Annotated in this window: 20 protein-coding genes; 5 read left to right on the forward strand and 15 right to left on the reverse strand. The window is 67.3% G+C overall.

The features are described 5' to 3' along the window. Positions 1 to 96 precede the first annotated feature (96 nt). From nirD to AC0CH8_RS01610, 6 genes are all read right to left on the reverse strand, one after another. A complete protein-coding gene (nirD, locus tag AC0CH8_RS01585) occupies positions 97 to 435 on the reverse strand; it encodes a nitrite reductase small subunit NirD (protein WP_204199344.1) in 339 nt (112 codons plus the stop codon). Next, on the reverse strand, positions 432 to 2,900 hold the full coding sequence (nirB, locus tag AC0CH8_RS01590; protein ID WP_465238399.1) for a nitrite reductase large subunit NirB: 2,469 nt from the start codon (positions 2,898 to 2,900) through the stop codon (positions 432 to 434). Before nirB ends, nirD begins: the two co-directional genes overlap by 4 nt. Beyond that, positions 2,897 to 4,096: an alginate export family protein gene (locus tag AC0CH8_RS01595; RefSeq protein ID WP_465238400.1), complete on the reverse strand. Its 1,200-nt coding sequence runs from the start codon at positions 4,094 to 4,096 to the stop codon at positions 2,897 to 2,899. The genes nirB and AC0CH8_RS01595 overlap by 4 nt, the downstream gene beginning before the upstream one ends. Position 4,097: 1 nt before the next feature. After that, a complete protein-coding gene (locus AC0CH8_RS01600) occupies positions 4,098 to 5,336 on the reverse strand; it encodes a nitrate/nitrite transporter (protein WP_465238401.1) in 1,239 nt (412 codons plus the stop codon). Between the two features lie 250 nt (positions 5,337 to 5,586). Continuing rightward, on the reverse strand, positions 5,587 to 6,801 hold the full coding sequence (locus AC0CH8_RS01605) for a CmpA/NrtA family ABC transporter substrate-binding protein (protein WP_465238402.1): 1,215 nt from the start codon (positions 6,799 to 6,801) through the stop codon (positions 5,587 to 5,589). After that, positions 6,801 to 7,379: an ANTAR domain-containing response regulator gene (locus AC0CH8_RS01610; protein ID WP_211534478.1), complete on the reverse strand. Its 579-nt coding sequence runs from the start codon at positions 7,377 to 7,379 to the stop codon at positions 6,801 to 6,803. Before AC0CH8_RS01610 ends, AC0CH8_RS01605 begins: the two co-directional genes overlap by 1 nt. Before the next feature lie 119 nt (positions 7,380 to 7,498). Here AC0CH8_RS01610 and AC0CH8_RS01615 point away from each other — a divergent pair, with 119 nt between their 5' ends. After that, positions 7,499 to 7,840: an SWIB/MDM2 domain-containing protein gene (locus AC0CH8_RS01615; RefSeq protein ID WP_465238403.1), complete on the forward strand. Its 342-nt coding sequence runs from the start codon at positions 7,499 to 7,501 to the stop codon at positions 7,838 to 7,840. Positions 7,841 to 8,392: 552 nt separating this feature from the next. Here the strand turns inward: AC0CH8_RS01615 and AC0CH8_RS01620 are convergent. From AC0CH8_RS01620 to AC0CH8_RS01630, 3 genes are read right to left on the reverse strand one after another with little or no spacing between them, the layout of a single operon-like run. Continuing rightward, complete coding sequence (locus AC0CH8_RS01620) at positions 8,393 to 10,723, reverse strand: xanthine dehydrogenase family protein molybdopterin-binding subunit (RefSeq protein WP_465238404.1); 2,331 nt, start codon at positions 10,721 to 10,723, stop codon at positions 8,393 to 8,395. Beyond that, positions 10,720 to 11,706: an FAD binding domain-containing protein gene (locus tag AC0CH8_RS01625; RefSeq protein ID WP_465238405.1), complete on the reverse strand. Its 987-nt coding sequence runs from the start codon at positions 11,704 to 11,706 to the stop codon at positions 10,720 to 10,722. Before AC0CH8_RS01625 ends, AC0CH8_RS01620 begins: the two co-directional genes overlap by 4 nt. After that, complete coding sequence (locus AC0CH8_RS01630; RefSeq protein ID WP_465238406.1) at positions 11,703 to 12,215, reverse strand: 2Fe-2S iron-sulfur cluster-binding protein; 513 nt, start codon at positions 12,213 to 12,215, stop codon at positions 11,703 to 11,705. The genes AC0CH8_RS01625 and AC0CH8_RS01630 overlap by 4 nt, the downstream gene beginning before the upstream one ends. Before the next feature lie 105 nt (positions 12,216 to 12,320). Between AC0CH8_RS01630 and AC0CH8_RS01635 the strand changes: the two genes are divergently transcribed. Continuing rightward, positions 12,321 to 13,190 (forward strand): type 1 glutamine amidotransferase, encoded by an 870-nt coding sequence (locus tag AC0CH8_RS01635; protein WP_465238407.1) that lies wholly within the window; start codon positions 12,321 to 12,323, stop codon positions 13,188 to 13,190. On the opposite strand, the gene AC0CH8_RS01640 is transcribed toward AC0CH8_RS01635, so the two are convergent. Then, the gene (locus tag AC0CH8_RS01640) at positions 13,132 to 14,205 is read right to left on the reverse strand and encodes an AI-2E family transporter (protein WP_465238408.1); all 1,074 of its coding nucleotides are present in this window, start codon (positions 14,203 to 14,205) and stop codon (positions 13,132 to 13,134) included. The two genes, AC0CH8_RS01635 and AC0CH8_RS01640, sit on opposite strands and share 59 nt — an antisense overlap. Positions 14,206 to 14,510: 305 nt before the next feature. On the opposite strand from AC0CH8_RS01640, the gene AC0CH8_RS01645 reads away from it, so the two are divergent. Further along, positions 14,511 to 15,446, forward strand: a complete 936-nt coding sequence (locus AC0CH8_RS01645) for an alpha/beta hydrolase (RefSeq protein ID WP_465238409.1) — start codon at positions 14,511 to 14,513, stop codon at positions 15,444 to 15,446. Between the two features lie 355 nt (positions 15,447 to 15,801). Here the strand turns inward: AC0CH8_RS01645 and AC0CH8_RS01650 are convergent, their stop codons facing one another. Genes AC0CH8_RS01650 through AC0CH8_RS01670 form a run of 5 tightly spaced genes read right to left on the reverse strand, consistent with a single transcriptional unit; the run spans position 15,802 to position 21,867 of the window. Next, positions 15,802 to 16,956, reverse strand: coding sequence for a Gfo/Idh/MocA family protein (locus AC0CH8_RS01650; RefSeq protein WP_465238410.1), 1,155 nt, complete (start codon positions 16,954 to 16,956; stop codon positions 15,802 to 15,804). Positions 16,957 to 16,970: 14 nt separating this feature from the next. Continuing rightward, entirely contained in the window at positions 16,971 to 18,233 is a 1,263-nt protein-coding gene (locus tag AC0CH8_RS01655; protein ID WP_465238411.1) for a Gfo/Idh/MocA family protein, read from the reverse strand. Further along, positions 18,233 to 19,081 (reverse strand): FAD:protein FMN transferase, encoded by an 849-nt coding sequence (locus AC0CH8_RS01660; RefSeq protein ID WP_465238412.1) that lies wholly within the window; start codon positions 19,079 to 19,081, stop codon positions 18,233 to 18,235. The genes AC0CH8_RS01655 and AC0CH8_RS01660 overlap by 1 nt, the downstream gene beginning before the upstream one ends. A 14-nt stretch (positions 19,082 to 19,095) precedes the next feature. Then, positions 19,096 to 20,409 carry a Gfo/Idh/MocA family protein gene (locus AC0CH8_RS01665; RefSeq protein ID WP_465238413.1) on the reverse strand — a complete coding sequence of 438 codons (1,314 nt, stop codon included), beginning with the start codon at positions 20,407 to 20,409 and terminating at the stop codon, positions 19,096 to 19,098. A 12-nt stretch (positions 20,410 to 20,421) separates the two neighbouring features. Further along, positions 20,422 to 21,867, reverse strand: coding sequence for a 3-keto-disaccharide hydrolase (locus AC0CH8_RS01670; RefSeq protein WP_465238414.1), 1,446 nt, complete (start codon positions 21,865 to 21,867; stop codon positions 20,422 to 20,424). 202 nt (positions 21,868 to 22,069) lie between these two features. On the opposite strand from AC0CH8_RS01670, the gene AC0CH8_RS01675 reads away from it, so the two are divergent. Continuing rightward, positions 22,070 to 22,816, forward strand: coding sequence for a FadR/GntR family transcriptional regulator (locus tag AC0CH8_RS01675; RefSeq protein WP_465238415.1), 747 nt, complete (start codon positions 22,070 to 22,072; stop codon positions 22,814 to 22,816). A 257-nt stretch (positions 22,817 to 23,073) separates the two neighbouring features. After that, positions 23,074 to 26,109, forward strand: coding sequence for a TonB-dependent receptor (locus AC0CH8_RS01680; protein ID WP_465238416.1), 3,036 nt, complete (start codon positions 23,074 to 23,076; stop codon positions 26,107 to 26,109). The last annotated feature ends 36 nt before the right edge of the window (positions 26,110 to 26,145 follow it).

Consider the following 26,145-nt stretch of genomic DNA (forward strand, 5'->3'; position numbering starts at 1 on the left):
AAGAGACAGGGGTGGGGCGGTGCCGCGAACATATCGCTTGGGGAGAGGCCCCACCCCAACCCCTCCCCTGAAGGGGAGGGGCTTTCTTCTTGCTACTCACGCCGCCGCCTTCAACACGCTGGTCCGGCAGATCAGCACCCGCCCCGCGGACACCTTCACCGGCACCACCGGCGTACAACCCTTGTCCTCTCCCAGCGCCTCACCCGTCGTCAGCGAGATGCGCCAATTATGCAGCGGACACGCCACCGCGCCGCCGTGCACGATCCCCTGCGACAACCGCCCATGCTTGTGCGGACAGCGGTCGAGCAATGCGAAGACCTTGCCGTCGCCGGTGCGGAACACCGCGATGTCGTCGCCGCCGGTCACCTGCACGGTGCGGCTGCCGCGGACCGGGATCTCGTCGACCCAGCCGATGTCGAGCCATTCGCCGATCATGCCATTTCCCTCGCGCTGTCTATGGGCGTAAAGACCGCCATCGGCGCATGCTGCTCGCGCGCCTCGCCGGCCGCACGTGCCGCCCAGGGATCGTCCTGCATGAAGGTCTGCGAATAGCGGAACCGGGTAGCCAGCGCGTCGCGGCCCCCGGCATCGTCGGCGATCCGTTCGCGGATATATTCGACCCCGATCCGCTCGATCCACGGCGCGGTGCGTTCGAGGTAGCGGGCCTCCTCGCGGTACAACTGGATGAAGGCGGCGCAGTAATGCATCGCCTCTTCCTCGGTCGTGACCTTGCACAGGAAGTCGGTGGCGCGGACCTTGATGCCGCCATTGCCGCCGACGTGGAGTTCGTAGCCGCTGTCGACGCACACCACGCCGAAGTCCTTGATCGTCGCCTCGGCGCAATTGCGCGGGCAACCGCTGACCGCGATCTTGAACTTGTGCGGCATCCACGACCCCCAGGTCATGCGCTCGACCTTCACGCCCAGCCCGGTCGAATCCTGCGTACCGAAGCGGCACCATTCCGACCCGACGCAGGTCTTCACCGTGCGCAACGACTTGCCGTACGCATGCCCGCTGACCATCCCGGCGGCGTTGAGGTCCGCCCAGACCGCGGGCAGATCCTCCTTCTTGATCCCGAAGATATCGAGCCGCTGGCCGCCCGTGACCTTCACCATCGGCGCGTCGAACTTCTCGACCACGTCGGCGATCGCGCGCAGTTCCTTCGGACTGGTGAGCCCGCCCCACATCCGCGGCACCACCGAATAGGTGCCGTCCTTCTGGATGTTGGCGTGCAGCCGTTCGTTGACGAAGCGGCTCTGCTGGTCGTCCTTATACTCGCCCGGCAGCGCACAGAGCAGATAGTAATTCAGCGCCGGCCGGCACGACGAACACCCGTCCGGCGTGCTCCACGTCAACTTCTGCATCACCTCCGGAATCGAACGCATGTCCTGCGCGACGATCTCGCGCCGCACGTCGTCGTGGCCGAAGCTGGTGCATTTGCATATCGTCTTCACGGTACGCTCGCCCGAGTAATCCTCGCCCAGCGTCACCGCGAGCAACGTCTCGACCAGCCCGGTGCACGATCCGCACGACGCCGACGCCTTGCAGGTCGCGCGCACCGCATCCAGCGTGGTGTTGCCCGCGCCGATGCACGCGACGACCTTGCCCTTGGTGACGCCGTTGCAGCCGCAGATCTCCGCCTCGTCGGAGAGCGCCGCAACGGCCGCCTTAGGGTCCGCCGCGCCTCCTCCCGAGGCGAAGGCTTGCCCGAAGATCAGCATGTCGCGGATCGCCGACACGTCCTCTTCGCGTTTCAGCAGGTCGAAATACCAGCCGCCGTCCGCGGTGTCGCCGTACAGCACCGCGCCCACGACCCTGTCGCCGCGCACCACGACGCGCTTGTAGACACCACGCGAGGCGTCGCGCAGCACGATGTCCTCCGCCCCGTCGCCGCCCGAGAAATCGCCCGCCGAGAACACGTCCAGCCCCGCCACCTTCAGCTTGGTCGACGTGACGGAGCCGCGATAGCCGCTATGCTTCTCGACCAGCCCGTCGGCGAGCGCGCGGCACATATCCCACAGCGGCGCGACGAGGCCATAGACGTTGCCGTCATGCTCGACGCACTCCCCGACCGCGAGGATCGACGGGTCGGACGTGACCATATGGTCGTCGACCTTGATCCCGCGCCCGATTTCCAGTCCCGCATCCCGCGCCAGCACCACCGAAGGCCGGATGCCGACCGCCATCACGACGAGGCTGGCGGGGATCACCGTCCCGTCCTTCAGCGCGACGCCCTCGACCTTGCCGTCGCCGACGATCGCGGCGGTGTGCGCCTCGGTCAGGATCGTCTGCCCGCGCGCCTCCAGCGCCGACTTCAGCAGCCATCCCGCTGCCTCGTCCAGCTGCCGCTCCATCAGCGTCGGCATCAGGTGGATGACGGTGACCTTCATGCCGCGCAGCGTCAGCCCGTGCGCCGCTTCCAGCCCCAGCAGTCCGCCGCCGATCACCACCGCATCGCCGCCGGCTCCGGCGGCCGCGAGCATGTGGTCGACATCCGCCATGTCGCGGAAGCTGATGACGCCGGGCAGGTCCTTGCCCGGCACCGGGATGATGAACGGGTCGGAACCGGTCGCGATCAGCAACTTGTCGTAGGACACGCTGCGGCCCGACCGCGCCGTCACCGTCTTCGCCACGCGGTCGATCGCCTGCACCGGGTCGCTCGATACCAGCTCGATCGCGTTCGACGCATACCAGCCGACATCGTTGATGACGATCTCGTCGAACGTCTTCTCGCCCGCCAGCACCGGCGACAGCATGATGCGGTTGTAGTTCACGTGCGGTTCGGCACCGAAGATCGTCACGCGATACCGGTGCGGATCGCGCGCGATCAGTTCCTCGACGGCGCGGCAACCGGCCATGCCGTTGCCCACCACGACCAGATGTTCGCGAATGTCAGTCATATCGTCCAGTCCAGTTGGAGCCAGAGTTTGCGGGTATCGGTGGCGAAGCGATCCGCGTCGTAATCGGCGTAGCGGAGGCTGGCGGTGGTGCGGCCGATCTTGGCGCTCGCGAGCAGGTCGATCTCGTTGCCGTAATGGCGGACCAGCCGGTCGCTCTCGAACCGGTGGTAGATCGCCTGCACTGACACGCCCTTCAGCGCGCCGATTTGCTTCCAGCCCCAGCCGGCGCTCGCGTACAGGTCGCGGATGCCGTCGGGCGGGGTCGTGGTGAACTTGTCGGCCCAGCCCTGAAACTTGAAGATGGACGACAGCGGTGTCTGGAAGCTGGTCAGCGCTGTGCCGCGGTCGGCACCCAGCACCTCATACCCCGCGCCCAGCTTCGGCCCGGCCAGATCGACCGCAACATCGGCCAGCCAGTAATCGGCGCCATAGTCGTTGGGGTTGCGGTTATAGTCGGACTGCCGCGCGTGGCTCGCCTGCCACGCCACGGTCGCCTTGCCGATCTTGCGCGATCCCGCCAGCCGTACGCCATAGCTCTGGCTCGACAGGCGATAGCCCTGCACCGCGCGCTCGTCCTGATCGACCAGATAGGCGAAGCTCGTCAAAGTCCCGACCGGCGACGCCCAGCCCATAGTCGCGAAGACATTGTCGCCGCCGATCGCCTGTTGCCGCGCACCGAACCCGTCGATGCCCCAGACGGTGCGAACGCCCCATGCATAGGTCACGTCTGCCTTCACGCCCTTCACCGGCACGATCTCGGCGCGCACCGCGTCGAAGCTCTGGCCGTTGTTGCGGATCGCCGCGGCGCCGACGAAACGCTCGTCGTCCAACTGGATGCGCTGCCGACCCGCCGTCACCGTCAGCGGCGCGCTGCGATACTGCACCTGCGCGCGGTAGAGGCCGATGCTCTCGGGATCGGCAACCAGCAGGCGGCGCGTGGCCGGTCCGCTCAGCCCGTCATAGTAACGTCCGACGATCGCGACATTGCCCTGCGCCTCCGCCAGTGCCGACCACTTGCCGTCGCTGACCTGTACCCCCGCCCGTACCCGCGTCGTCACCGCATCGGCGTCGCCGGGGAGCCCCGCCTGATCGACATGCTCGTGACGGACACGGACATCGACCAGCGGCGCGATCGTCTGCGCCGCAGCCGGGGCGGCACCGACGACGATCAGGGAGAAAGCAATGACGCGGCGCATGTCAGATCCGCACGCCATCGGCGGCACCCCAGCGCGCGCGCCAGCCGCTTTTGACCAAGGTCAGCCCCGCCAGCGCCACCAGTGCCAGCCCCGCGAAGATCAGGAACCCCGACGAAAAGCTGCCCGTCAGTTGCTTGGCGATCCCCAGCGACGACGCGAGATAGAAGCCGCCGATCCCGCCCGCGAACCCGACCAGCCCGGTCATCACGCCGATCTCCGCCGCGAACCGCTGCGGCACCAGTTGGAACACCGCGCCGTTGCCCGTGCCCAGCGCCAGCATCGCGCAGACGAACAGCGCCAGCGCCGCCTCGACCGATCCCGCCAGCGACACCCCCGCCAGCGCCAGAGCGGCAACGACGAACACCGCGGTCAGCGCCTTCACCCCGCCGATCGCATCGGCCAGCGCCCCGCCCATCGGCCGCACCAGCGATCCGGCGAACACGCACGCCGCCGTGCAATAGCCCGCCTGGATCGTCGTCAGCCCGAACCGGTCGGTGAAATAGATCGGCAGGCTGGCCGCCAGCCCGACGAACCCGCCGAACGTCACCGCATAGAACCCCATCAGCGACCACGCGTCCGCGGTCTTCAGCGGCGTCAGATACTGGCCCAGGCTCTTCGACGCGGGCGCGTTCGGCGCATCCTTCGCCATCATCATGTACGCGACGAACACCAGCGTCAGCGGGATGCAGGCGAGGCCCAGCACCGCGTTCCACCCGAACAGCTTGGCCAGCCCGGGGGCGAACAGCGCCGCCAGCACGGTGCCCGAATTGCCCATGCCGGCGAGGCCCATCGCCTTGCCCTGATGCTCCGGCGGATACCAGCGGCTGGCGAGCGGCAGCGCGATCGCGAAGCTCGCTCCGGCGAAACCGAGGATGACACCCAGCGCCAGCGTCCCGCCGAAGCTGTTCACACCCATCGCCCAGGCGACGAACAGGCCGACGATGACGATGATCTGGCTGATCGCGCCCGATTTCTTCGGCCCTATGCGATCGACCAGCAACCCGTTGACGACGCGGAGGATCGCGCCCGCCAGCGTCGGCGTCGCCACCATCAGGCCCTTCTCGGCCGGCGTCAGCATCAGTGTCTTCGCGATCTCCGGCGCCAATGGCCCGAGCAGCACCCACACCATGAAGGCGAAGTCGAAATACAGGAACGCGGCGATCAGCGTCGGGGTATGCCCGCTCTGCCAGAAACCGGTTTTGTCGTCCGTCGTGTCGTCGTTCCAGATTGCCGTGGCCATGCGCCGTCCCCTTGCGACAAGACAAAGAAAAAGCCGCCAGGACGGCGGCCATCACTGGCTGCATCCTGGCGGCTTCGTTGCCGTTGACGGAGGCGTCACCGCCATCCGTCGCCGCAGAGCCTGCCCCCCATTGGAAAGGCGCTGCGTTGATTTCGTGTCCGGCATCATTGCCCGACGATTCGAAAGCTGCCTGATTCGCACGGTTGGCGCAAGTGCATTTCGCACATGCAGCAAACCGCGTTCCGGAACGCTACTCCGCCAACCCGTCAAGATACGCCGGTATCTCGTCCGGATCGAACGCCCGCCCGTCGAAGAAACGGTCGCTCCCCAATATCAGCCGACCCTGCGTCGCGCCCACGCCGGTCGCCTCCCCGATCGAACCCTCCATCTTCGAACTCGCGCCCGGCAGCGTCGCGGACGATCCCGCCAGCGCCGCCCGGTACAGGTCCGGCCGGAACACACCTTCCGCCGCCTTCGCCTCCGCCGCGGAGAACGGCGTGCCGTCCCAGCGCGTCATCTGCGAATAGAGCCACGCCGCCTGACTGCGCCACGGGAAGTTCGCCGCCTCCCGGTACTGGAACATGAAGTCCGGGATGTGCAGCGCCTCCGCATCGCGCGCCAGCCGCACCCGGTCGGTGATCGCGCGCAGCACCGTCTCCGGCGGCGCATCGCAATATTCGGGGCGCGACAGGATCGCCGCGCTGTCCTCCGCCGTATCCGGCGCGACGAAATGCGCGGCGGCCCGGTGCAGCGCGCGGATCAGCGCCGCGACCTCGTCGCCCCGCTCCGCCACCGTGTCCGCCCGCAGCGCCAGCACCTTCTCCACGCCCCGCCGCCAAATCTGCGCAGTGACCATCGCGATCCGCCCGACGCCGCGATCGACCGCGATGCTGTTCCACGGCTCACCGACGCAGATGCCGTCGACCTCGCCCGCCGCCAGCGCATCGGCGGCAAAGGGCGGACTGGTCACGACGATCTCGACGTCGCGATCGGGCTGGATCCCCACCGCCGCCAGCCAGTATCGCAGCATGTAATTATGGCTGGAATAGCGATGCACCACCCCGAACCGCAGCCGCGTTCCCGCCGCCGCTCGCTCCGCCGCCACCGTCCGCAACCGCTCACCCAGCACCACCGGATCGGCCAGTCCCCCGTCCGCGCTCCCGCCCAGCTCCACTGCCGCCGCCAGTGCCGTCGACAGCGTCACCGCATTCCCGTTCAGCCCCAGCACGAACGGTACGCTCAGCGGCACGGCGGGCCGTCCCCGTCCCAGACTGGTCGCGATCGCCAGCGGCGCGATCAGGTGCGCGGCATCGGTGTGTCCGTAGAGCAGGCGGTCGCGCACCGTCGCCCACGTCATGTCGCGCACCAGTTCGATGTTCACACCCTCGGCCGCGGCGAAGCCCTGTTCGTGCGCCAGGATCGGCAGCGCGGCATCGACCAGCGGCAGGAAACCGATGCGGACCATCACAAATCTCCCATCAGCGCGTCGCTGGTGACGATCGCCTCCGCGATCTCCGCGATGCGCCGGTTGGATTGCATCGCGTGGTTGCGCAACAGCGCATAGGCGGCGGGTTCGTCCAGCCCGCGCCGCTTCATCAGGATCGCTTTCGCGCGGTCCACCGCCTGCCGATCAGCCAGCGCGCTCTTCGCCTCCGCCAGTTCTTTTTGAAGCCGCGCGAAGGCCTGAAACCGCCGCACCGCCAGATCGAGCACCGGCTTGATCCGCTGCTTCGCCAGCCCGTCGACGATATACGCCGACACGCCCGCATCGACCGCCGCGGCCGTCGACTCCGCATCGCTCTGGTCGACGAACATCGCGATCGGCCGGGCGAGCGCGCGCGACATGGCGAAGAAATCCTCCAGCACGTCGCGGCTCGGATTCTCCAGATTGACCAGCACCACTTCCGGCCGCGCCGCCTCCAGTTGCGCGAGCAGCGGCCCGGCGGGATCGATCAGCACCAGATCGCCGAGCCCGGCGTCGCGCAAGCCGTCCGAAATGATCGCCGCGCGCGTCGTACTGGTGTCGATGATCGCGATCCGCATCCCGGCATTATGCTGCACTGCGGCCGAAAACCAAGCGGTACGACGCCGCCGATCGTCGGGAGCCATGTGACGACTACGCCGTTACGCTCCTGAATCATTGCGAATGAAAGGCTTGGAACATGGCACGCACGGCAGAAAAGCGCGGCAAGGACGAAACCAAGGCCGCCGAGAAGACGGTCAAGGCGACCGGCAAGCCCGCCGGCGGCGCGCGCGGCGGCATCACCGCCCCCGTCACCCCCTCCTCCGACCTCGCCGAAATCGTCGGTAAGGATGACCTGCCGCGCAGCGAGGTCGTCAAGAAGGTTTGGGACTATATCAAGAAGCACGACCTTCAGGACGCCAAGGACCGCCGCCAGATCAACGGAGACGACGCCTTGGCCAAGATCTTCGGCAAGAAGTCCGTCAGCATGTTCGAAATGAACAAGCATCTGAGCGCCCACCTGACCGCCAAGAAGGACTGACGCCGGCGCGCCACCCACCTGTCGGGGCAACCCGGCCATTCAGCGCCACAATCATCAGGTTCGGCGCGACACCCTGTACTGACCGCCCCTCCCCTTCAGGGGAGGGGTTGGGGTGGGGCCGTGCCGCAGACGGCTCGCTGGCGGAGTAGCCACACCCCCTGTCCCCTCCCCTGAAGCGGAGGGGTGGCAAGAAGGTCGATTGTGCCCAGATGTCAGCGCATCATGCACCCTGTCTCTTTCATCCGGGTCCACACGAACGCTGGCCGATTGTCGCCCGCGCGGGACACAGGCAGGCAGACAGCCCAAGGCAATCACCCCGAAAGACCGGGCACCGCCACCGATCAGGCTCGCTTGCTCGGCGAGAGAAATCTTCGCCCTACCAATGTTGGAAAAAGCGGATCATGACCCCGCCTCCGCTTTTTCTCATCGGGCCGGCCACCGGCTGCCCCCCACATTCTGACGTAACGCCCGCAAAGCCGAGGCGGAACACCTCTACCGAAAACATCGCGTTGGACTAACCTTAGCCTAACCTTCCGAGTTCGCCTTCAACGATCACAACAGCTTATCCAGCGTGATCGGCAGATCCCGCACCCGCTTCCCCGTCGCGTTGAACACCGCGTTCGCCACCGCCGCACCGACGCCGGTGATGCCGATCTCGCCCACGCCGCGTGCACCCATCGGGGTGTGCGGGTCGGGGATATCGGTCCAGATCACGTCGATCGCCGGCACGTCCATGTGCACCGGCACATGATATTCGGCCAGGCTGGGGTTCATGATGCGGCCGTTGCGCTCGTCGAACTGCGTCTCCTCCATCAGCGCGAGGCCGAGGCCCATGATGATCCCCCCGCGGAACTGGCTGGCCGCGGTCTTGGGGTTGAGGATGCGGCCGCAGTCGAACGATCCGAGGAAGCGGCTGACCCGCACCTCCCCCGTCACTGCGTTGACGCGCACTTCGCAGAACATCGCGCCGTGCGAGTGCATCGACCAGTGCATCGTCTCCAGCGGCGCGGGCGGCGTCGCCTCCACGACCACCTCGTCTCGCTGCGCCCGCGACAGGATCGACGCGTAACTTTCGTGCCGCGTGCGGTCGTCCGTCTTGGCGAGGCCGCCGTCGACGCCCACGACCTCGTCGGCGTCCAGCCCCGCCAGCGGCGAGTCGTTGCCCGCCAGCTTCAGCAACTCCGTCACCAGTTCGCGGTGCGCCGCCATCACCGATGCGCCGATCGCCGCCGTCTGCTGCGATCCGCCCGCCATGACCACGCCGGGCAGCGTGCTGTCGCCATAGCGGAACGTCACCTGCTCCATCGCCAGCCCCAGCCGGTCGGCCGCGACCTGCGTCTGCGCCGTGGCGGTGCCCATGCCCATGTCGTGCGCGGCGATATCGACCGTGGCATGGCCGCTGCGGCTCAGCGTGATCCGCGCCGCACCGCCGGGCATCCGGTAATAGGGATAGGTCGCGGTCGCGACGCCCGTGCCGATCAGCCATTCGCCCTCGCGCCGGCTGCCGGGTGCGCCGCGATCCGCCCAGCCGAACCGTTCGGCACCGTCGCGATACGCCTTCTCGACCTCGCGCGAGGAGAAGGGCGCGCCGGTCGTCGGGTCCTTGTCCGGCTCGTTCCGCAGGCGCAGCTCGATCGGGTCGATGTCCATCGCCACCGCCAGCTCGTCGATCGCGCTCTCCAGCGCGAACGTGCCGACCGCCTCGCCCGGTGCCCGCATGAAGGTATTGGCGACCATGTCGAGGTACGCGACCTCCACGTCCAGCGCCATGCTGCCCGCGGCATAGGCGCTGCGCGTCGCGACGATGAACGGCTCGGGCAGGACGTTGTGATGGCTCATCGCCGTCGTGCCGGTGTGGATCAGCGCGTCGAACCGGCCTTCCGCGGACGCGCCGATCGCCACGCGCTGCTCCGTCACGGTGCGCCCGCCGACGATCCGGTACACGCCCTCCCGCGACAGCATCAGCCGGACCGGCCGTCCGGCCAGTTTCGACGCGGCCGCGGCCAGCACCTGATGCTGCCACAGCCCCTTGCTGCCGAACCCCCCGCCGACGAACGGCGACGTCACATGCACCTTGTCCTCGTCGATGCCGAAGACGTGGCCCAGCGACCACGCCATGTGCGCCACCATCTGCGACGCATCGTGGACGCGCAGCGTATCGCCCTGCCATGCCACCGTCGCCGCATGCAATTCGATGGCGTTGTGGCTGTGACGCGGCGTCGTATAGGTCTCGTCGACGCGGTGCGCCGCCGAGGCCAGCGCCGCTGCCGCATCGCCGGTCGCGAATTGTAGCGGCTGGCCCATGAACATGCCCGGCTCGGTGCCCTTGGCCTTCGCCTCCGCCATCGCGGTGACGGAATGATCCGCATCGTAGGTGACCGTGATCAGCGACGCGGCATGATCCGCCTGCTCCTGCGTCTCCGCCAGCACCAGCGCGACGGGCTCACCGTTCCAGTTGATGCGATCGTCCTGCATGATCGGCAGGTCGTTGCCGCCGCACGCCTTTTCGGAGGTCATGAACAGCGGCATCGACGCCATGCGCGGCGCATTGCGATACGTCATCACCAGTTCGACGCCCGACGCAGCCTCCGCCGCATCCGTATCCAACGAAGCGATCCGCCCCTTGGCGATCGTGCTGAACACCAGCGCGCCATACAGCATCCCGTCGAGCGGGAACTCCGCCGCATAGGTCGCCTCGCCCCGCACCTTCACCGGCCCGTCGAGGCGGGAGATCGGCTTGCCGATATGCCCGTGCTGCTGCCGGATCAGCGGGTCGGGCTTTCCCCCCGGCATGAAGCTGTCGGGCGCCATCTGAATGGCCTTCTGCATCGCGCCCTGGACGGCGCCCTGCACCGCCTGCTTGGCGTCCTCGACGATGCTCATGCGCTCACTCCCGCCAGATCGGCCAGCACGGCCGCGATCGTCCGCTTCGCCAGTTCCACCTTGAAACCGTTGTCGCGCAGCGGCTGCGCGTCGGCGAGTTCGACCTGGGCGGCGGCGGTGAAGGCCGCCGCCGTCGCCGGTCCGCCGCGCAACGCCGCCTCCGCCCGGAACGCGCGCCAGGGCTTGTGCGCCACCCCGCCCAGCGCGAGGCGCACGTCCGTCACCCGGCCATCCTCGACCTCCAGCGCCGCCGCCACGGACACCAGCGCGAAGGCGTAGCTCGCCCGGTCCCGCACCTTGCGATAGGCTGACCGCGCCGCCATCGGCATCGCCGGCAGTTCGATCGCGGTGATGAGTTCGCCCGGCTCCAGCATCGTCTCGATCTCGGGATGCTCGCCCGGCAACCGGTGCAATTCGGTCAGCGGCAAGGTCCGCGTGCCACTGACGGAGGACAGGTGCACCACCGCATCCAGGGCCGCGAGCGCCACGCACATATCCGACGGATGCGTCGCCACGCACGCCGGCGACGCGCCGAGGATCGCGTGGATGCGGTTGAACCCGCCGATCGCGTCGCACCCCTGCCCCGGCTGCCGCTTGTTGCAGCGCGAACCCTCGACATCGTAGAAATAGGTGCAGCGCGTCCGCTGGAGCAGGTTGCCGCCCACCGTCGCCATGTTGCGGATCTGCGCGCTCGCCCCGGCGACGATCGCGCGCGACAGCACCGGATAGTGCGTCCGCACCGCACGATGCTCGGCAAGGGCGGTGTTGGTCACCGCCGCCCCGATCATCAGCCCGCCGTCCGCCGTCTCGGCGATCGTGGTCGACAGGCCGGTCACGTCGATCAGCGTCGTCGGCTGCTCCACCGTCTCGCGCATCAGGTCGACCAGGTTGGTGCCGCCGCCGACATACCGGGCGCCCACGTCGCTCGCGCGGGTCAGCGCGTCGGAAGCGTCGACGGCGCGCGTGAAGGTGAAGGGCGTCATTCTGCGGCCTCCGTCTCGGCATAGACGTCGAAGATCGCGTCGACGATGCCGTTATGCGCCCCGCACCGGCACAGATTGCCGCTCATCCGCTCGCGCAGTTCCTCGCGGTCGAGCGCGATCGTCTCCGCCGACAGGTCGCCGGTGACATGGCTCGGCACGCCGCGCTTCACCTCCGCCGCCATGCCGATCGCCGAGCAGAGCTGGCCGGGCGTGCAATAGCCGCACTGGAACCCGTCATGCTCCACGAACGCGGCCTGCAACGGATGGAGTTCGCCGCCTTGCGCCAGCCCTTCGACGGTCGTCACGGCGCGTCCGTCATATTGCACCGCGAGCGCCAGACAGGACAGTATCCGCTGGCCATCGACCAGCACCGTGCAGGCCCCGCACGCGCCCTGGTTGCAGCCCTTTTTGGTGCCCGGCAGATGTAGATCCTCGCGAAGCATATCCAGCAGCGAGACGCGCGGATCGCTGGGCAGCGGAACAGGTAAACCGTTGACGGTGATGGACATGGTGCATGCCTCCTTGAACGGGTCCAACGTAGATCAATCACGAGACAGCGGCAACGCGTCCCCCAACCGGTGCGTTAGGGCGGCTCCCGTTGAAAGGTGCCGTCGTTGTTGAAGGTTCTGGTCGCCGAAAGCGAAACCCCCGAGGAGCGCGAGGCGCGGCGGGAGCATACCGGTAAAAGCTCTGGCGAAAGCTATGCGGCGACGCTGGATCAGATGATGCCGGGCGTGAAGATCACCCGCATTGCCCCGGCGGACGAGGATGCCCGCACCTACACCCCGGAGGAGTTGGAGGAGTATGACGGCGTGTTCCTGACCGGCTCGCCGCTCCACGTCTACGACGACACGCCCGCTGTCCGCCGCCAACTGGCGTTCATGCGCGCCGTCTTCGCCTCCGGAACGCCGTCGTTCGGCTCCTGCGCCGGTCTTCAGGTCGCGGTCGCGGCAGCGGGCGGCACGGTGCGCAAGATGCCCGATCGGCTGGAGGCGGGGATCGCGCGCCGGATCGTCGCCACGCGCGAGGGGCGCGATCACCCGCTGCTGGCGGGCCGTACCCCCGCTTGGGACGCGCCCGCGATCCACGGCGACGAGGTCGAGGCGCTGCCCGAAGGCGGGACGCTGCTGGCGGGGAACGGCTCGACCCGGGTACAGGCAGCGGAAATCCGCCACGACGGCGGCGTGTTCTGGGGCGTGCAATATCACCCCGAACTATCGCTGGCGGAAATCGCGACCGCGCTCCGCCGCCAGAAGGACGGCCTCGTCGACGCCGGCCTCGCCCGCGATCGGGCCGATGTCGAGGCCCAGGCCGACCTGCTCGACGCGCTCGACAGCGATCCCGGCTCACGGCCGCTCCGCTGGCGGCTTGGCGTCGATGCGGCGTTCGCCGAGGCGGACGGCCGCCGCATCGAACTCGGCAACTTCATTCGGGCGCTGGTACTGCCGCGCCACGCTGCTCGGTCAGCACCTGCCACCCCGTAATGAACAGCGCCCCGGCGAGCGGCCCGACCACGATGCCGCTCAGCCCGACGAGGTCGATTCCGCCCAGCGTCGTCACCAGCACCAGCCAGTCGGGGATCCCGGTGTCCCGACCGACGAGGATCGGGCGAAGAATATTGTCGGCCAGCCCGATCACCAGCACGCCGGCCAGGACCACAACAACCGCCTGCCAGATCGCGCCCGTCGCCAGCAGATAGAGCGCGACCGGCCCCCAGATGATCGCCGGGCCGACCGCCGGCAGCAACGCCGCGATCGCCATCAGCAGGCCCCAGAGCAGCGCCGCGGGCAAGCCCACGATCCAGAAGGTGACCGCGCCCAGCGCGCCCTGCACCAGCGCGACGACGCCCGATCCCTTGATCGTCGCCCGGACGACGGCGACGAACTTCTCCGCGAACCGCTCGGCCACCGCCGGCTCCAGCGGCAGCGCGCGGACGATCGCCGGGCCGATCCTGCCGCCGTCGCGCAGCAGGAAGAAGGTGACGTACAGTCCGACGCCGAACGCCAGCAGGAACGCCGCCGCGTTCGCCCCGATCGAGAAGGCCTGTCGCGCCAGCATGCTCGCGCTGCTGCCCACCGCCTGCGAGATGCTGGTCTGCGCGCGCTCGAAACTGTCGAACCCGGCACTGTCGAGCAGTCGCTGGAGCCGGTTCGGCAGCGCGTCGTGCATCTGCTGGAAATACGAGGCGAAGTTGATCTGGCCCGATCGCATCTGGTTGTAGACGCTGGCCGCCTGCTCGACGACGAGGCTCGCGACGATCAGCGCCGGGATGACGACCGCGAAGGTGATAATCAGCATCGTCACCGCCGCCGCCGTATTCCGCCGGTCCGGCCAACGCTTCAGCAGCCGTTCAAACAGCGGCTGGAACAGCAACGCCGCCAGCATCGCCCACAGCAGCGCGCCGGCGAAGCTCGATACGACGAACCCCAGCGCCAGGGTGAACGCGACGACGAAGAGGATCAGGCCGCCATTCTCGACGCGCTGACGGTGAACGGCCATGACGGTATTACCTTGCGAATGTTCGACGGAGCGATCGGAAAGCGCGCCGGGCTGAGGGTGTTGAACACCCAGACGCGCATTTCGCTCCCGAAACCATGTTCGCGCCAGCGCAACGACCCGCACCCCACTCCCCGCCCGTCATGCCGGGCTCGTCCCGGCATCCACCGTTTCGATAACGCCATCGATCCTTGGATGCGCAGCAGAGTGAATGCCGGCACACGTCCGGCTCACGGACGAATCGACGCGTCTCGAACGGCGGCTGGCAGACCCTTGCGGTCGAAGCATTTCGCCCCGACAACACCGGCATGACCGACATCGATCGCCGCACCTTGATTGCGCTGAGCCTCACGGCCGCCACCCTGCCCGCGACGATCGCCGCGGCCGCGGAGGCGGAAACGATCCCGCTTTGGCCCGGCCGTCCGCCCGGCGCCCGCGCGACGCTGCCGACACCCGGCCGCAAGCCGACCGCCGAAGCGCGCGTCACCGGCGTCGCCCGGCCCACGCTCGTCGTCCGCCGCCCGGCAAAGGCCAACGGCATCGGCGTGCTCGTGATCCCCGGCGGCGGCTACGGCTTCGTATCGCTCGACAATGAGGGGAACCGCGTCGCCGATCGCCTGACCGCACAAGGCTATACCGCCTTCATCCTCACCTACCGCCTGCCGGCCGAGGGTTGGGATGCGCAGTCCGACGTGCCGCTACAGGATGCGCAGCGGGCGATGCGGCTGATCCGCACAGGCGCGGCGCGGTTCGGCATCGATCCTGCCAAGGTCGGCGTGCTCGGCTTCTCCGCCGGCGGTCATCTCGCCGCCACCCTCGCGACCGCCTATGACGAACACGTCTACACAGCCGTGGACGCCGCCGACCGTCAGAACGCCAGGCCCGCGTTCGCGGGGCTGATGTACGCCGTCACCACACTCGAACTGCCCGACACGCATGTCGGCAGCCGCGAGAACCTGCTGGGGAAGACAGCGGACGACGTCGCGGTCCTGCGCCGCTCGCCGCTGCGCCATATCGATACCAGGACCCCGCCCTGCTTCCTCGTCCACGCGCTCAACGACGATGTCGTGCCGGCATCGTGCAGCCTGCGCTGGCTCGACGCGTGCATCGCCGCCAAGGTGCCGGTGGAGGCGCAGATCCTGCAAAGCGGCGGCCACGGTTTCGGCGTGCAGCTCCCCGATACGCAACCGGGCTCGCTCTGGCCCGAAGCGTTCGTCCGCTGGGTCCCGCGACAACTGGCGTGAACGGCGGCTCAAGTCGATCGACGTTCGAGCTCGTCAAGGATTTCCTGCGCTGCCGCCGACAATCGCATGTGCTCCCGCGAAGGCGGGAGCACAGTACTGGATCCCCGCCTTCGCGGGGACACATGATCGGTACAGGTCCGAAGAGGATGGATACCGACCTGCTTCGGATAACGGCGTAGCCGAAACTCCCGTCCTCACCGCCGGCTGCCCTGGAACGCAACGACATCACCTGAGCCGTTCGTGCTGAGCTTGTAGAAGCACAGGTGAAACTCATACCGCCCGCGGCACCGCACGAAACACGCGTAGACACGCTCGGGGCGAACGGATGGGATGGATCGACGTCTCGCCTGCCGGTTCACCCCGCGACGGCGCGGGTCGCCTTCGCTTCGGCGGTCAGCACCAGTTCGGCCGCCAGCAGCGCGCCGTCCTGATCCTGCGCCACCGAAGTGCCCTCGACGATGTCGTTCACGAATTGCGGCCCGAACGGCAGCGGCACCTTCGAACAGTCGACGTAGCGCATGCCCTTGCGGTCGGCGATGAACAGGTGGTTGCCGCCGGGCCGCCCGGCGATATCGACGTACTTGCGCAGCTCGATGTACCCCTCGGTGCCGAGGATGAAGAGCCGTCCGTCGCCCCAGGTCGACAGGCCGTCGGGCGTGAACCAGTCGACGCGGACATAGCCGGTGCCGCCGTCGCCGTTCAGCACCATGTCGCCGAAATCCTCGAACTTCGGATGATCGGGATGCGCGAAGTTGCCGGTCTGGGAGGCGACGACATGCGCGCGCTTGCTGCCGGTCAGATATACGAACTGGTCGGCTTGGTGGCTGCCGACATCGGTCAGGATGCCGCCGTTGCGTGCCGGGTCCCAGAACCAGTCGGGCCGGGTTGGCGCCGACAGCCGATGGGGGGCGAGGTTGACCGTCTGGATCACCCGGCCGATCGCGCCGTCGTGCACCATCTGCCCGGCCATGACCGCGGCCGGCACCTCCAGCCGCTCCGAATACATGATCCCGTATTTGCGCCCGGTCTGCTTGATCGTGCGCCGCACCTCCGCCAGTTGCGCCAGTGTCGTCACCGCGGCCTTGTCGCTGAGATAATCCTTGCCCGCCTTCATCACCCGGATGCCGAGCGGTGCGCGCAGGCTGGGAACGGCGGCGCTGCACACCAGCTTGATCCGCTTGTCGGCGAGGATCTCGTCCTCGCCGCGCGCCAGCGTCGCGCCCGGGTACCGCTTCCGGAACATCGCGATCTGTTTCGGATCGGTCGCGTAGAAACTGGTCAGCACGCCACCGCCGCGAATGATCGCATCGGTGATGCCATAGATGTGATTGTGATCCATCCCGATCACCGCGAACGGGACGCGGTACTTCGCCTCCGGTGCCGGTCGCGCCGCCGCGCTTTCGGTCGGCGCATCGCCCCGCGTCGTGGATTGCGCCAGTGCATCGGCGGCGAAGCCGAGCCCGGCGGTCAGGCCCATGCCCAAAATCGCACGGCGGTTGGAATCGGTCACAGTCGCAAATCCTCTCAGATGGTCACGAGGCCAGTCGGCCAGGTCAGCGCCTCGCCCTTGTCCATCGCCTGCTCGCCCAGCAGCGACGCGACGCTGGCATTATACGCCTGATACAACAGCCCCGGCAGCGGCTTGCCCGATCGCACCGCCTCGCCGAAGCCCTCGAACTGGAGCATCGTCTCGTCATATTCGCCCCAGCCGAGCGAGTCGCCGGGGGTGGTGACGGGCAGTTCCGGAAACCACGTCGCGCCGCCGATCGGCACGGTGCGCTTGTGCCCGCGCTTCACGTCCGCCTGCATCCGTTGCAGCGCCAGCGTTTTGGGCGGAATCTCCTGATAGATGCGGCCGAGTTCGGGTTCGATCGATCCCTTGCTGCCCTGGATCTGCTCCTCGCAGCCGTAACGCGCATTGTTGAGCAGCGACGTGTAGATGAACTTCCGCCCACCCGCATATTCGTAGATCAGCGCGACATGGTCGTACACTTCGCGCCCGTCCTTCCAGTAGCAGATGCTGCCGGAACCAAGCACGCGCGTCGGGACCGCATCGAGGAACCAGTTGCCGACCTGAAGCTGGTGCGTCGCCAGTTCCGTCATCAATCCCGCGGAGCTTTCACGGTACAGCCGCCAGTTGATGCGGCGGTCGTTGCTGTCCGCCGGCACCGGCCGCCGCCAGCTGTTGTTGCGGTGCCAACTGGCGCGGATCTGCGTGATCGTGCCGATCTCCCCCGCCTTCACGCGGCGCAGCGCGTTGAGGTAGGTCGGGTGGAACATGCGCTGGTGCCCGATCTGGAGCACCCTGCGGCTGTCCTGCGACTTGCGAACCATCGCGCCGCAATCGGCGACCGTGCGCGCCATCGCCTTTTCGCACCAGACATGCAGGCCGGCTTCGAAGGCGTCGATGCTGTGCTGCGCATGCCTGTTCAGCGGCGTCGCGATCACTACCGCGTCCAGCCCGCCCGCGTCCAGCATCGCGCGATGATCGGCGAAGGTCGGCGTCCCCGCCGCGACCCACTGCTGCGCCTTGACGATGTTGGGCGCATAGGTGTCGCAGATCGCCGCGACCATGCAGTTGCGCGTCTTGCCGATATTCTGGATCAGCGCGCGCCCGCGGTCGCCGGTGCCGATCACGCCCAGCCGTACCTTGCCGGTGCCCAGCGTCTGCGCACCCGCCGCCGTTGCGGCCCAGGGCGTCGCCGCGGACATCGCCGCGCCCGCCGTGGCCATCAGCACCCGGTCGATGAACGACCGCCGCGTCAGGTCGAAATCCTTCTCGGTCATCACACACACATCCTGGCTGATTCAACGGGGGCAAGATCGAACAGGAACCGCCGCGCATCGCCCGTCAGGCGCGCGACCTCGTTATCGGCGGCGACGATCAGCGCCGTACTGAGCATCTCCGCGCGCGATCCGCTGCGATCGACGACGACGGCACAGCGCGCCGCACGGACGACGGCCGCATCGCCCGGCCGGACCATCGCCGCCCGGTCCGGCGCCAGCGTCCCCGCCCCGACCGTGGACGAGATCGACATGGCCTCGTCGGTCAGTTCCACCTCGACCAGTTCACGCTCCGGCCACAGCGGATCGGGGATCGCGAATGGCCAGCCGCCACCCAGCGGATGCTCGCCCACGACGGCGATCGAACTCTCCCCCGCCGACAGCAGCGCCGACGTCACGCCCGCCGCCCGCAACACCGCCGCCGCCCGGTCGAGCGCGAAGCCCTTGCCGAACCCGCCAAAATCGAGCGCCAGCGGCCGGGTCACCGCCACCCGCCGCGCATCCTTGTCGAACTGCACGTCGCTCCACCCGCCCGCCCGCTGCGCATCGGCGGTCGGGTCGAACAGCCCGAGCGTCAGATCCCGTGCCGCATCGATCTCCACCAGCGCGTCGAACAGCACCGGATCGTCCACCGCCACCTCGCGCCCCGCCAGCAGCGCCTCGTTCAGCGCCGTCGCCGCCGAAGGCCTGTGGATCGTCAGCGCATCGTCCACCGCCTCGATCGCCCGCTGCGCCAGCATCAGCGCATCCCCGTCGCCGGGACCGAAGCGGTGCAGCTCCACGCGCGTCCCCATCGCGAAGAAGCACGCGATGCCGGTGCTGGTCAGCGGGATAGGCGCGGTCGGCGTCATGATCGCAACCGGCGTCAGGCCTTGACCTCCCAGCCGGGCTGATAGTCCACGGACCACAGCTTCATCGCTTCCGCACTGGTCGGCTTGCCGGTCGAGGGATCGACGGTCAGCACGCTCTTCGTGCGGTACGCCATGTTGCCGAGGTGGCAGAGCGTCGTGCTGATATGCCCCTCCGCAATCGGCGAGGCGAGCGCGTTCGCGCGGCCCCGGATCACGTCGAGGAAATTGGCGGCGTGGTACACGTCCAGCGCTCCCTCCCCGACCGTACCCGTCGTTTCCGAACTTGCGGGCGCCATCACCTGCCGGATCGACTTGCCGGCGAGGTCGTACAGCTCGAACCCGTTGCGATCGACCACCGCCGACCCTTTGGTGCCGAGCAGCAGCACGCCGCGCCCGCGGCCATAGGTCAGCTGCCCGTTGCAGCTTTGCCCGTTCCACCGGATCGCCCGATCATTGTCGTAGATCAGGTCGAGCGCGAGCGAGTCGTACATTTCCCAATCGTCGCCTTGGTAGAAACGCCGTGCCCCGCGCGCCGACACGGTGTTCGGATAGGTCACGCCCATCAGCCAGCGCGCCACGTCCAGCTCGTGCATCGCGTTGTTGCAGATCTCGCCGGTCCCGTATTTCCAGAACCAGTGCCAGTTGTAATGGACCAGGTTCGACCGGTACGGCCCGCGCGGGCGAGGCCCTTGCCACATGTCCCAGTTCAGGTTCGCGGGCGGCGCGACCTCCTTGCCGGTGCCGATCGACTTGCGGTTGTTCGCATACCAGGTCTGCGCCTCGTACACGTCGCCCAGTTCGCCCGCCTGCACCAGCGTGCGGAGCTGCTGCGTCTCGCGGCTGCTGCGCTGCTGGTTGCCGACCTGCAAGATGCGGCCGGTGCGCTTCTGCACCGCGATCAGCGCCTCGCCCTCCGCCGGCGCGATGCCGATCGGCTTCTCGATGTAGCAATGCCGCCCCGAATCAATCGCGTCGATCGCGACCTTCGCGTGCCAGTGATCGGGGGTCGCGACGGTGACGATGTCGACCGCCTTCCTGTCGAGCAGCCGGCGATAATCGGCCTCCGTCCTGATCCGCGGATTGCCTTTGGCCGCGAATGTCGACGCGCGCTTGGCGAGCACGTCGGAGTCGCAATCGACCAGATGCGTGATCTCGACGTTCGGCTGCTTCGTAAAGGCGCTCATATGCGCCTGCCCGCGGCCGTTGACGCCGACCACCGCGACGCGGAGCCGATCGTTCGCGCCCTTGATCTGCGCATAGCTGCGCGCGCTGATCGCGATGCCCAGCGCCGCGCCGGCGCCCGTCATCATCGTGCGACGGTCAAGCATGTCCCATCCCCTTTAGAGTTCGCGTATCTTGATTGAGCGGAAATCGACGTGGTTGCCGTGGTCCTGCAACAGGATCGGCCCCTTCTCCCACTCGCCGAAATTCGGCCATTTCGCGTACTTGCTCTGCGCCACCAGCGCGCGGAATGCGGGCGAGCCGCGCTCGTACTCGACGACCTTGAAGCCGTTCAGCCAATGCTCGACATGCTGGCCGCGCACGACGATGACGGCGCGGTTCCACTCGCCGGGCGGGTTGATGCGCTTGCCCGGACTGTCCGGGTCGGACAGGTTGCGCGCGGTAATCAGGTCGTACAGCGACCCAAGCGTACGGTTACCGTCCCGGCCCATCTTCGCGTCGGGATGTCGCGCATCGTCGAGCAACTGATATTCCAGCCCGATCGCCGATCCGTCACCCTTCAACAGGTTCGGATCGACGAAGTACTTGATGCCGCTGTTGGCGCCCTCGGTCAGGCGGAAGTCCACCGACAGCTCGAAATTCCGGTAATCGCGCGTCGTGACGATGTCGCCGCCATTGGTCGACTCCGCCCCGTTCGCGCCCTCGACGCTCAGCATGCCACCGGCCATCGACCAGCCCTTTTTGGTAAAGCTCGCCGCCTTGGCGCTGCGCCAGCCGGCCGAGGTCCTGCCGTCCCACAACAACTTCCACCCGGCGCGCTGCTCGCCGCTCGACAGGCGGTTGGACAGCCAGCCCTGCTGCTCGATTCCCGTTCCGGGCATCACAAAGCGTTCCGGCCGGTCGGTGATCACCCGGACGTTGCGGAACCGCGCCTCCGGATGGCGCGCGGCGTCCGCGTCGGGAATGGCGTGAACCTGAAACGCGATGAAGCCGCGCGCATCGACATCGTCGACCACATCGGCGGCGGGCACACCGTTCACCCACGTCCTTAACCGGTTGCCGATCGCCTCCACGCGATAGTGGTTCCAGTCGCCGGAGCGGAAGGTCCGTCGCGCCGCTTCGTTACGGCCCAGCGTGTACAGCCACTGGCGACGCTGCTCGTCGTACAGCCCGCCGCTCCAGGCGCGCTTGGACGGGTCGATCTCCGCCTGATAGCCGAACACGACGCCGTTGCGATAATCGGGCCGGCTCTGGCCGCGGATCATCACCCCGGAATTGAGCATCGGATCGGTCTTCGCGTCGAATTCGATGATGAAGTCGCCATACTGCGCGTCCGACACCAGCCAGCTGTTGGTCTTGCTGATCTCCGCGCGCCCGACGAGCTCGCCGTCCGCCACTGTGTAGGTCGCCTTGCCGCCGACCGCGTGCCATCCGGCGAGGCCCGAACGCGGCGTCACGTCGCGCCACGGGGCAGTCTTCTCGGAAACGCCGGCAGCCTGAACGGGAGCCGCCGCGGGCACCGCCATCATCGCAACGATGGCCGTCATCGCGACCAAGGGCGTGGCCGCCACCGCCAGCACCGCAATTCCACGGATCATCCTCATGCGCCCGGTCCCTGCTGGGCGATCGGCCCGCCGCTGCCTGCGGAGTCGGCCTTCGCCTGTTATCGTTGATGCATGGGTGCTATCGCACCTCTCCTGTCCCGGACCCTAAGTGCTGGTCGGACCACATGCAATAGAGATGTCAGACATTTGTCTGCAAAGCAGCTTTCAGCTACACGTTCGCGAGCGAATGCAAGGACCCAGAATGCGCAAGACAGAGAGTGGCGGCAAGCTGTATCGCAAGATCGTCGACGCGATCATGGCCGACATCGCCGCAGGCTTGTTTCCGGTCGGATCGCGCCTGCCCGCCGAGCGTGACCTGACCGAACGCTTCAAGGTCAGCCGCCCTACCGTTCGCGAGGCGATGATCGCCCTCGAAATGCAGGGCATGGTCGAGGCGCGCAAAGGGTCCGGCGTGTTCGTGCTCGCCACCGGCACCGCCGACGCGGACCGCGAACTCGATATCGGCGCGTTCGAGATCACGGAGGCCCGCCGCCTGCTGGAGGGCGAGGTCGCCGCGGTCGCCGCGACGGAGATCGATGCCGCGCAACTCGCTGAATTGCGGACATTGCTCGCGCAAATGCAGCAGCCGGACAACAGCGCCGCGGAGGACGCCGACCGCCGCTTCCACATCGCCATCGCGGAGGCGACGGGCAACGCCGTCATCATCGCCGCCGTCACCGATTTCTGGGACATGCGTTTCCGCTCCCCGCTGGCGCGCGAAGTGCTGCTCAAGGCCGGCAGCCTCGGCACCGAAAGCCGCATGGCCGAACACGGCCGCATCCTCAGCGCACTCGAAGCCCGCTCGCCCGTCGACGCCCGCAACGCCATGCGCGACCATCTCGCCCGCGTCATCGACCACTTGCTCGACGTAACCGAAACCGAGGCCGTCGAGCGCGCACGGGCAGAAGCCACGCAGCGCCGGCACGCGCTTGCCAGGCGCTCCGTCTAACCTTGTGGAACCTGACGGCACGTCCATGAACCGTTCGTGCTGAGCCTGTCGAAGCACCATTGGGGCTCATGCCCCTCGACCTTTGGCATCGCTCGAAACAAGCTTCGACACGCTTGGACAATCGCGCCCTGATGTAAGACGGTGTTGTCATACCTGCCTGACACTGGTATCTGACCAATAAGGCAGGGCAAAAGCTACTGCCGGGAGCACGGTCCGGACCGCAGCAAATGCGGCCAGCCAGCGAAAGGGAGAGGGTTTTGACCTGTCAGCACGGCTATAAGCGCCACCTTCACGTCTCGATCAGCCTGTTGAGCCTGATCGCGGCCACGCCGGCGTTCGCGCAGGATGCCGGCTCGGCGCTGACGCCGCAGGCTCCGTCTCCCGCCGCCGCGACCAACGATCAGGACGCGCCGCCGCAAGTGACCGACACCGGCGAGAACAGCGATATCGTCGTCACCGGCTTCCGCGCCGCGCTGAACAACGCGCTCAATCAAAAGCGCAACGAAACTGCCGCGATCGACAGCATCGTTGCGGAGGATATCGGCAAGTTCCCCGACTCCAACCTCGCCGAATCGATGCAGCGCATTCCCGGCGTCGCCCTGTCGCGCGGCGACGGCGGCGAGGGTCGCAACATCTCCGTCCGTGGTCTCGGCGCACAGTTCACCCGCGTCCGCATCAACGGCATGGAAGGCGTGTCGCAGGTCAGCGGCAGCGATATTCGCGGCGGCGTCGCCACCGGCCGTTCGTTCGACTTCGTGACTTTTCCCACCGAAATCTTCTCGTCGCTGTCCGTGCGCAAGACGCTGTCGGCGGACGTGGAGGAAGGCTCGCTTGGCGCGACCGTCGACCTGCGCGCACCCAAGCCGTTCGACCAGAAGAAGGACTTCATCTTCTCCGGCACCGCGCGCGGAATCTACAACGACATCCGCAAGGACGTCGACCCGCGCCTGTCGGCGCTCGTATCGAAGAAGCTCGGCGACACGTTCGGTATCCTCGGCACCGTCGCCTATTCGAAGCGGCACATCGACGAATACGCGTATTCGGCGGTCGATGTCGTGCCGACCACCGTCTACGGTCTGGCGCAGCCGGCCGGAACCGCCAACGCCGGCGTGATCTTCCCCTTCTGTACACCGGTCGGCTACACCTTCCGCGGCGCGCCCGCGACCAGCCCCGTCCCCGGCTACACCCAGCCGAACGGCGTCGCGATCGGCGCGGACGCGAACAATTGCAGCACCGGCAATCCACGCACCGGCACCGCCGCCGCCTATGATTACATCATGGCCCGCACCGGCGTGAACGGGCGCCCCGGTGGCGGCGTCTACCTGCCCCGCCTGCCGCGCCCGGTGAAGAGCAGCCAGAACCAGGAACGCCTCGCCGGATCGCTGACGCTGCAATGGAAGCCGGGCGACAACACCGACATCTCGATCGACGGCCTGTATTCGCGCTTCAAGGTCGCGCGGCTCGACACGATGTTCGACGCCCGCTCGTTCGGCCGCGCCATCTCGAACAACGGCCAGCCGCTGACGTCGGTGCGCGATATCGAGGTCGATGAGAACGGCTCGCTGATCCACGGCCTGTTCGACGGTGTCGACCTGCGTTCCGAAATGCAGGACGAGAAGTTCAAGTCCGAATACAAGCAGGCCAATCTCAACGTCGATCACCGCTTTTCCGACACGTTCCGCGTGTTCGGTCTGGCCGGCATCAACCAGTCGCGCCTCGACGTGAACCGCCTTCAGGTCGCGATCGACTCGAACGACACGCGCAACTGGGGCATCGACTTTCGCGACAATGCCGACATTCCGAAGATCGACTACGGCATCGACACGACCAACCCGGCGCTGTTCGGCTACGGTCCGCCCCTGTCGAACGGCGATCAGCGGGGTCAGCTGTCGAACTTCATTCGCCGCAACACGATCACCAGCAAGACGTTCGAACTGAACGGCGAATGGGAAGCGGCTCGCAACTTCACGCTGCAGTTCGGCGGCCAGTACCGGACCAACACATACACCGCGCGCGAACGGCAACTGGCGACCAATACCCCGCTGGCGCTGCCCGCCGGCGTCTCGATCGCCGACTTCTCGTTCGTCACCAGCGGTGTCGGCAAGAACCTCGATGGTCAGCTACAGGATTTCGTCTCGATCGATCCGGACAAGTTCCGCTCGGCGGTCGGCCTCGACAGCTATGTCTATTGCAGCGTCGAATGCGCTAAGGGCACGTTCGGCGGCGTCGAGGAGAAATACAGTTCCGGCTATCTGATGGCCAAGTTCAACACCGAGGACATCCTCCCGTTCAAGCTGCGCGGCGATGCCGGCGTTCGCTACGTCCACACCAATCTCGACACCTATGGCCCCATCACCACGGCGGCTCCGGCGGGATCGCTGTATCCGTCGCGCTTCGTGATCTCCAACGTCGGCCGCAAATATGACGACTGGCTGCCGTCGATGAATCTGGCGCTGGACATCACGCCCGAACTCATCGCCCGCGCCTCCGCCGCGCGCGTCATGTCGCGACCCTCCTACGGTCAGTTGATCCCCGCCGGCTCCGCCAATCTAGTGATCCAGACCGCATCGTTCAGCAACCCCTTCCTCGATCCGATCCGCGCCAACACCTTCGATGCCTCGCTCGAATGGTATTTCGCCCCCGGCTCGCTGATTTCGGTCGCGTATTTCTACAAGAACATCGAAACCTACATCCAGACGACCAGCCAGTCGGTGGCGTTCCAGGATATCGGCCTGCCGCTGACGCTGCTGAACGGCACGCAGTTGCGGCCGACAGACCAGTTTACGGTCCAGCGCAGCAACAACACACCGGGCGGTCCGCTGCGCGGGTTCGAGGTCAACGTGCAATTGCCGTTCACCTTCCTGCCGGGCGTGCTGCGCAACTTCGGCGCGCTCGCCAACTTCACGCGCGTGCGGTCGAACATCGACTATGTCATTTCGTCGACGCTGACCCGCACCGCGCCGCTCGTCGGCCTGTCGCCGGAAACCGCCAGCGGCACGCTCTATTACGAGGATAACCGGTTCAGCATCCGCTCCACCGTCAACTACCGCGCCGCATTCCTGACCGCGGTGCCCAGCGGATCGGTCGATGCGGACTCGACGTCCAACGCCAGCTCGATCTTCGTCGACGCCTCCGCATCCTACAATATCAGCGAGAATATCAAGCTGATCGCCGAGGTGTCGAACATCACGAACGAGACCAACCGCCTGACCGTCGACACTACACGCAAGGATCCGTTGTACACGGCTTACTTCGGCCGGACCTATGCGTTGGCCGTCAATTTTCAGTTCTGACGCGACACATAACAGGATCGTCCCCAGGTCGGCATC

It is taken from the genome of Sphingomonas sp. AC435 (assembly GCF_979253005.1).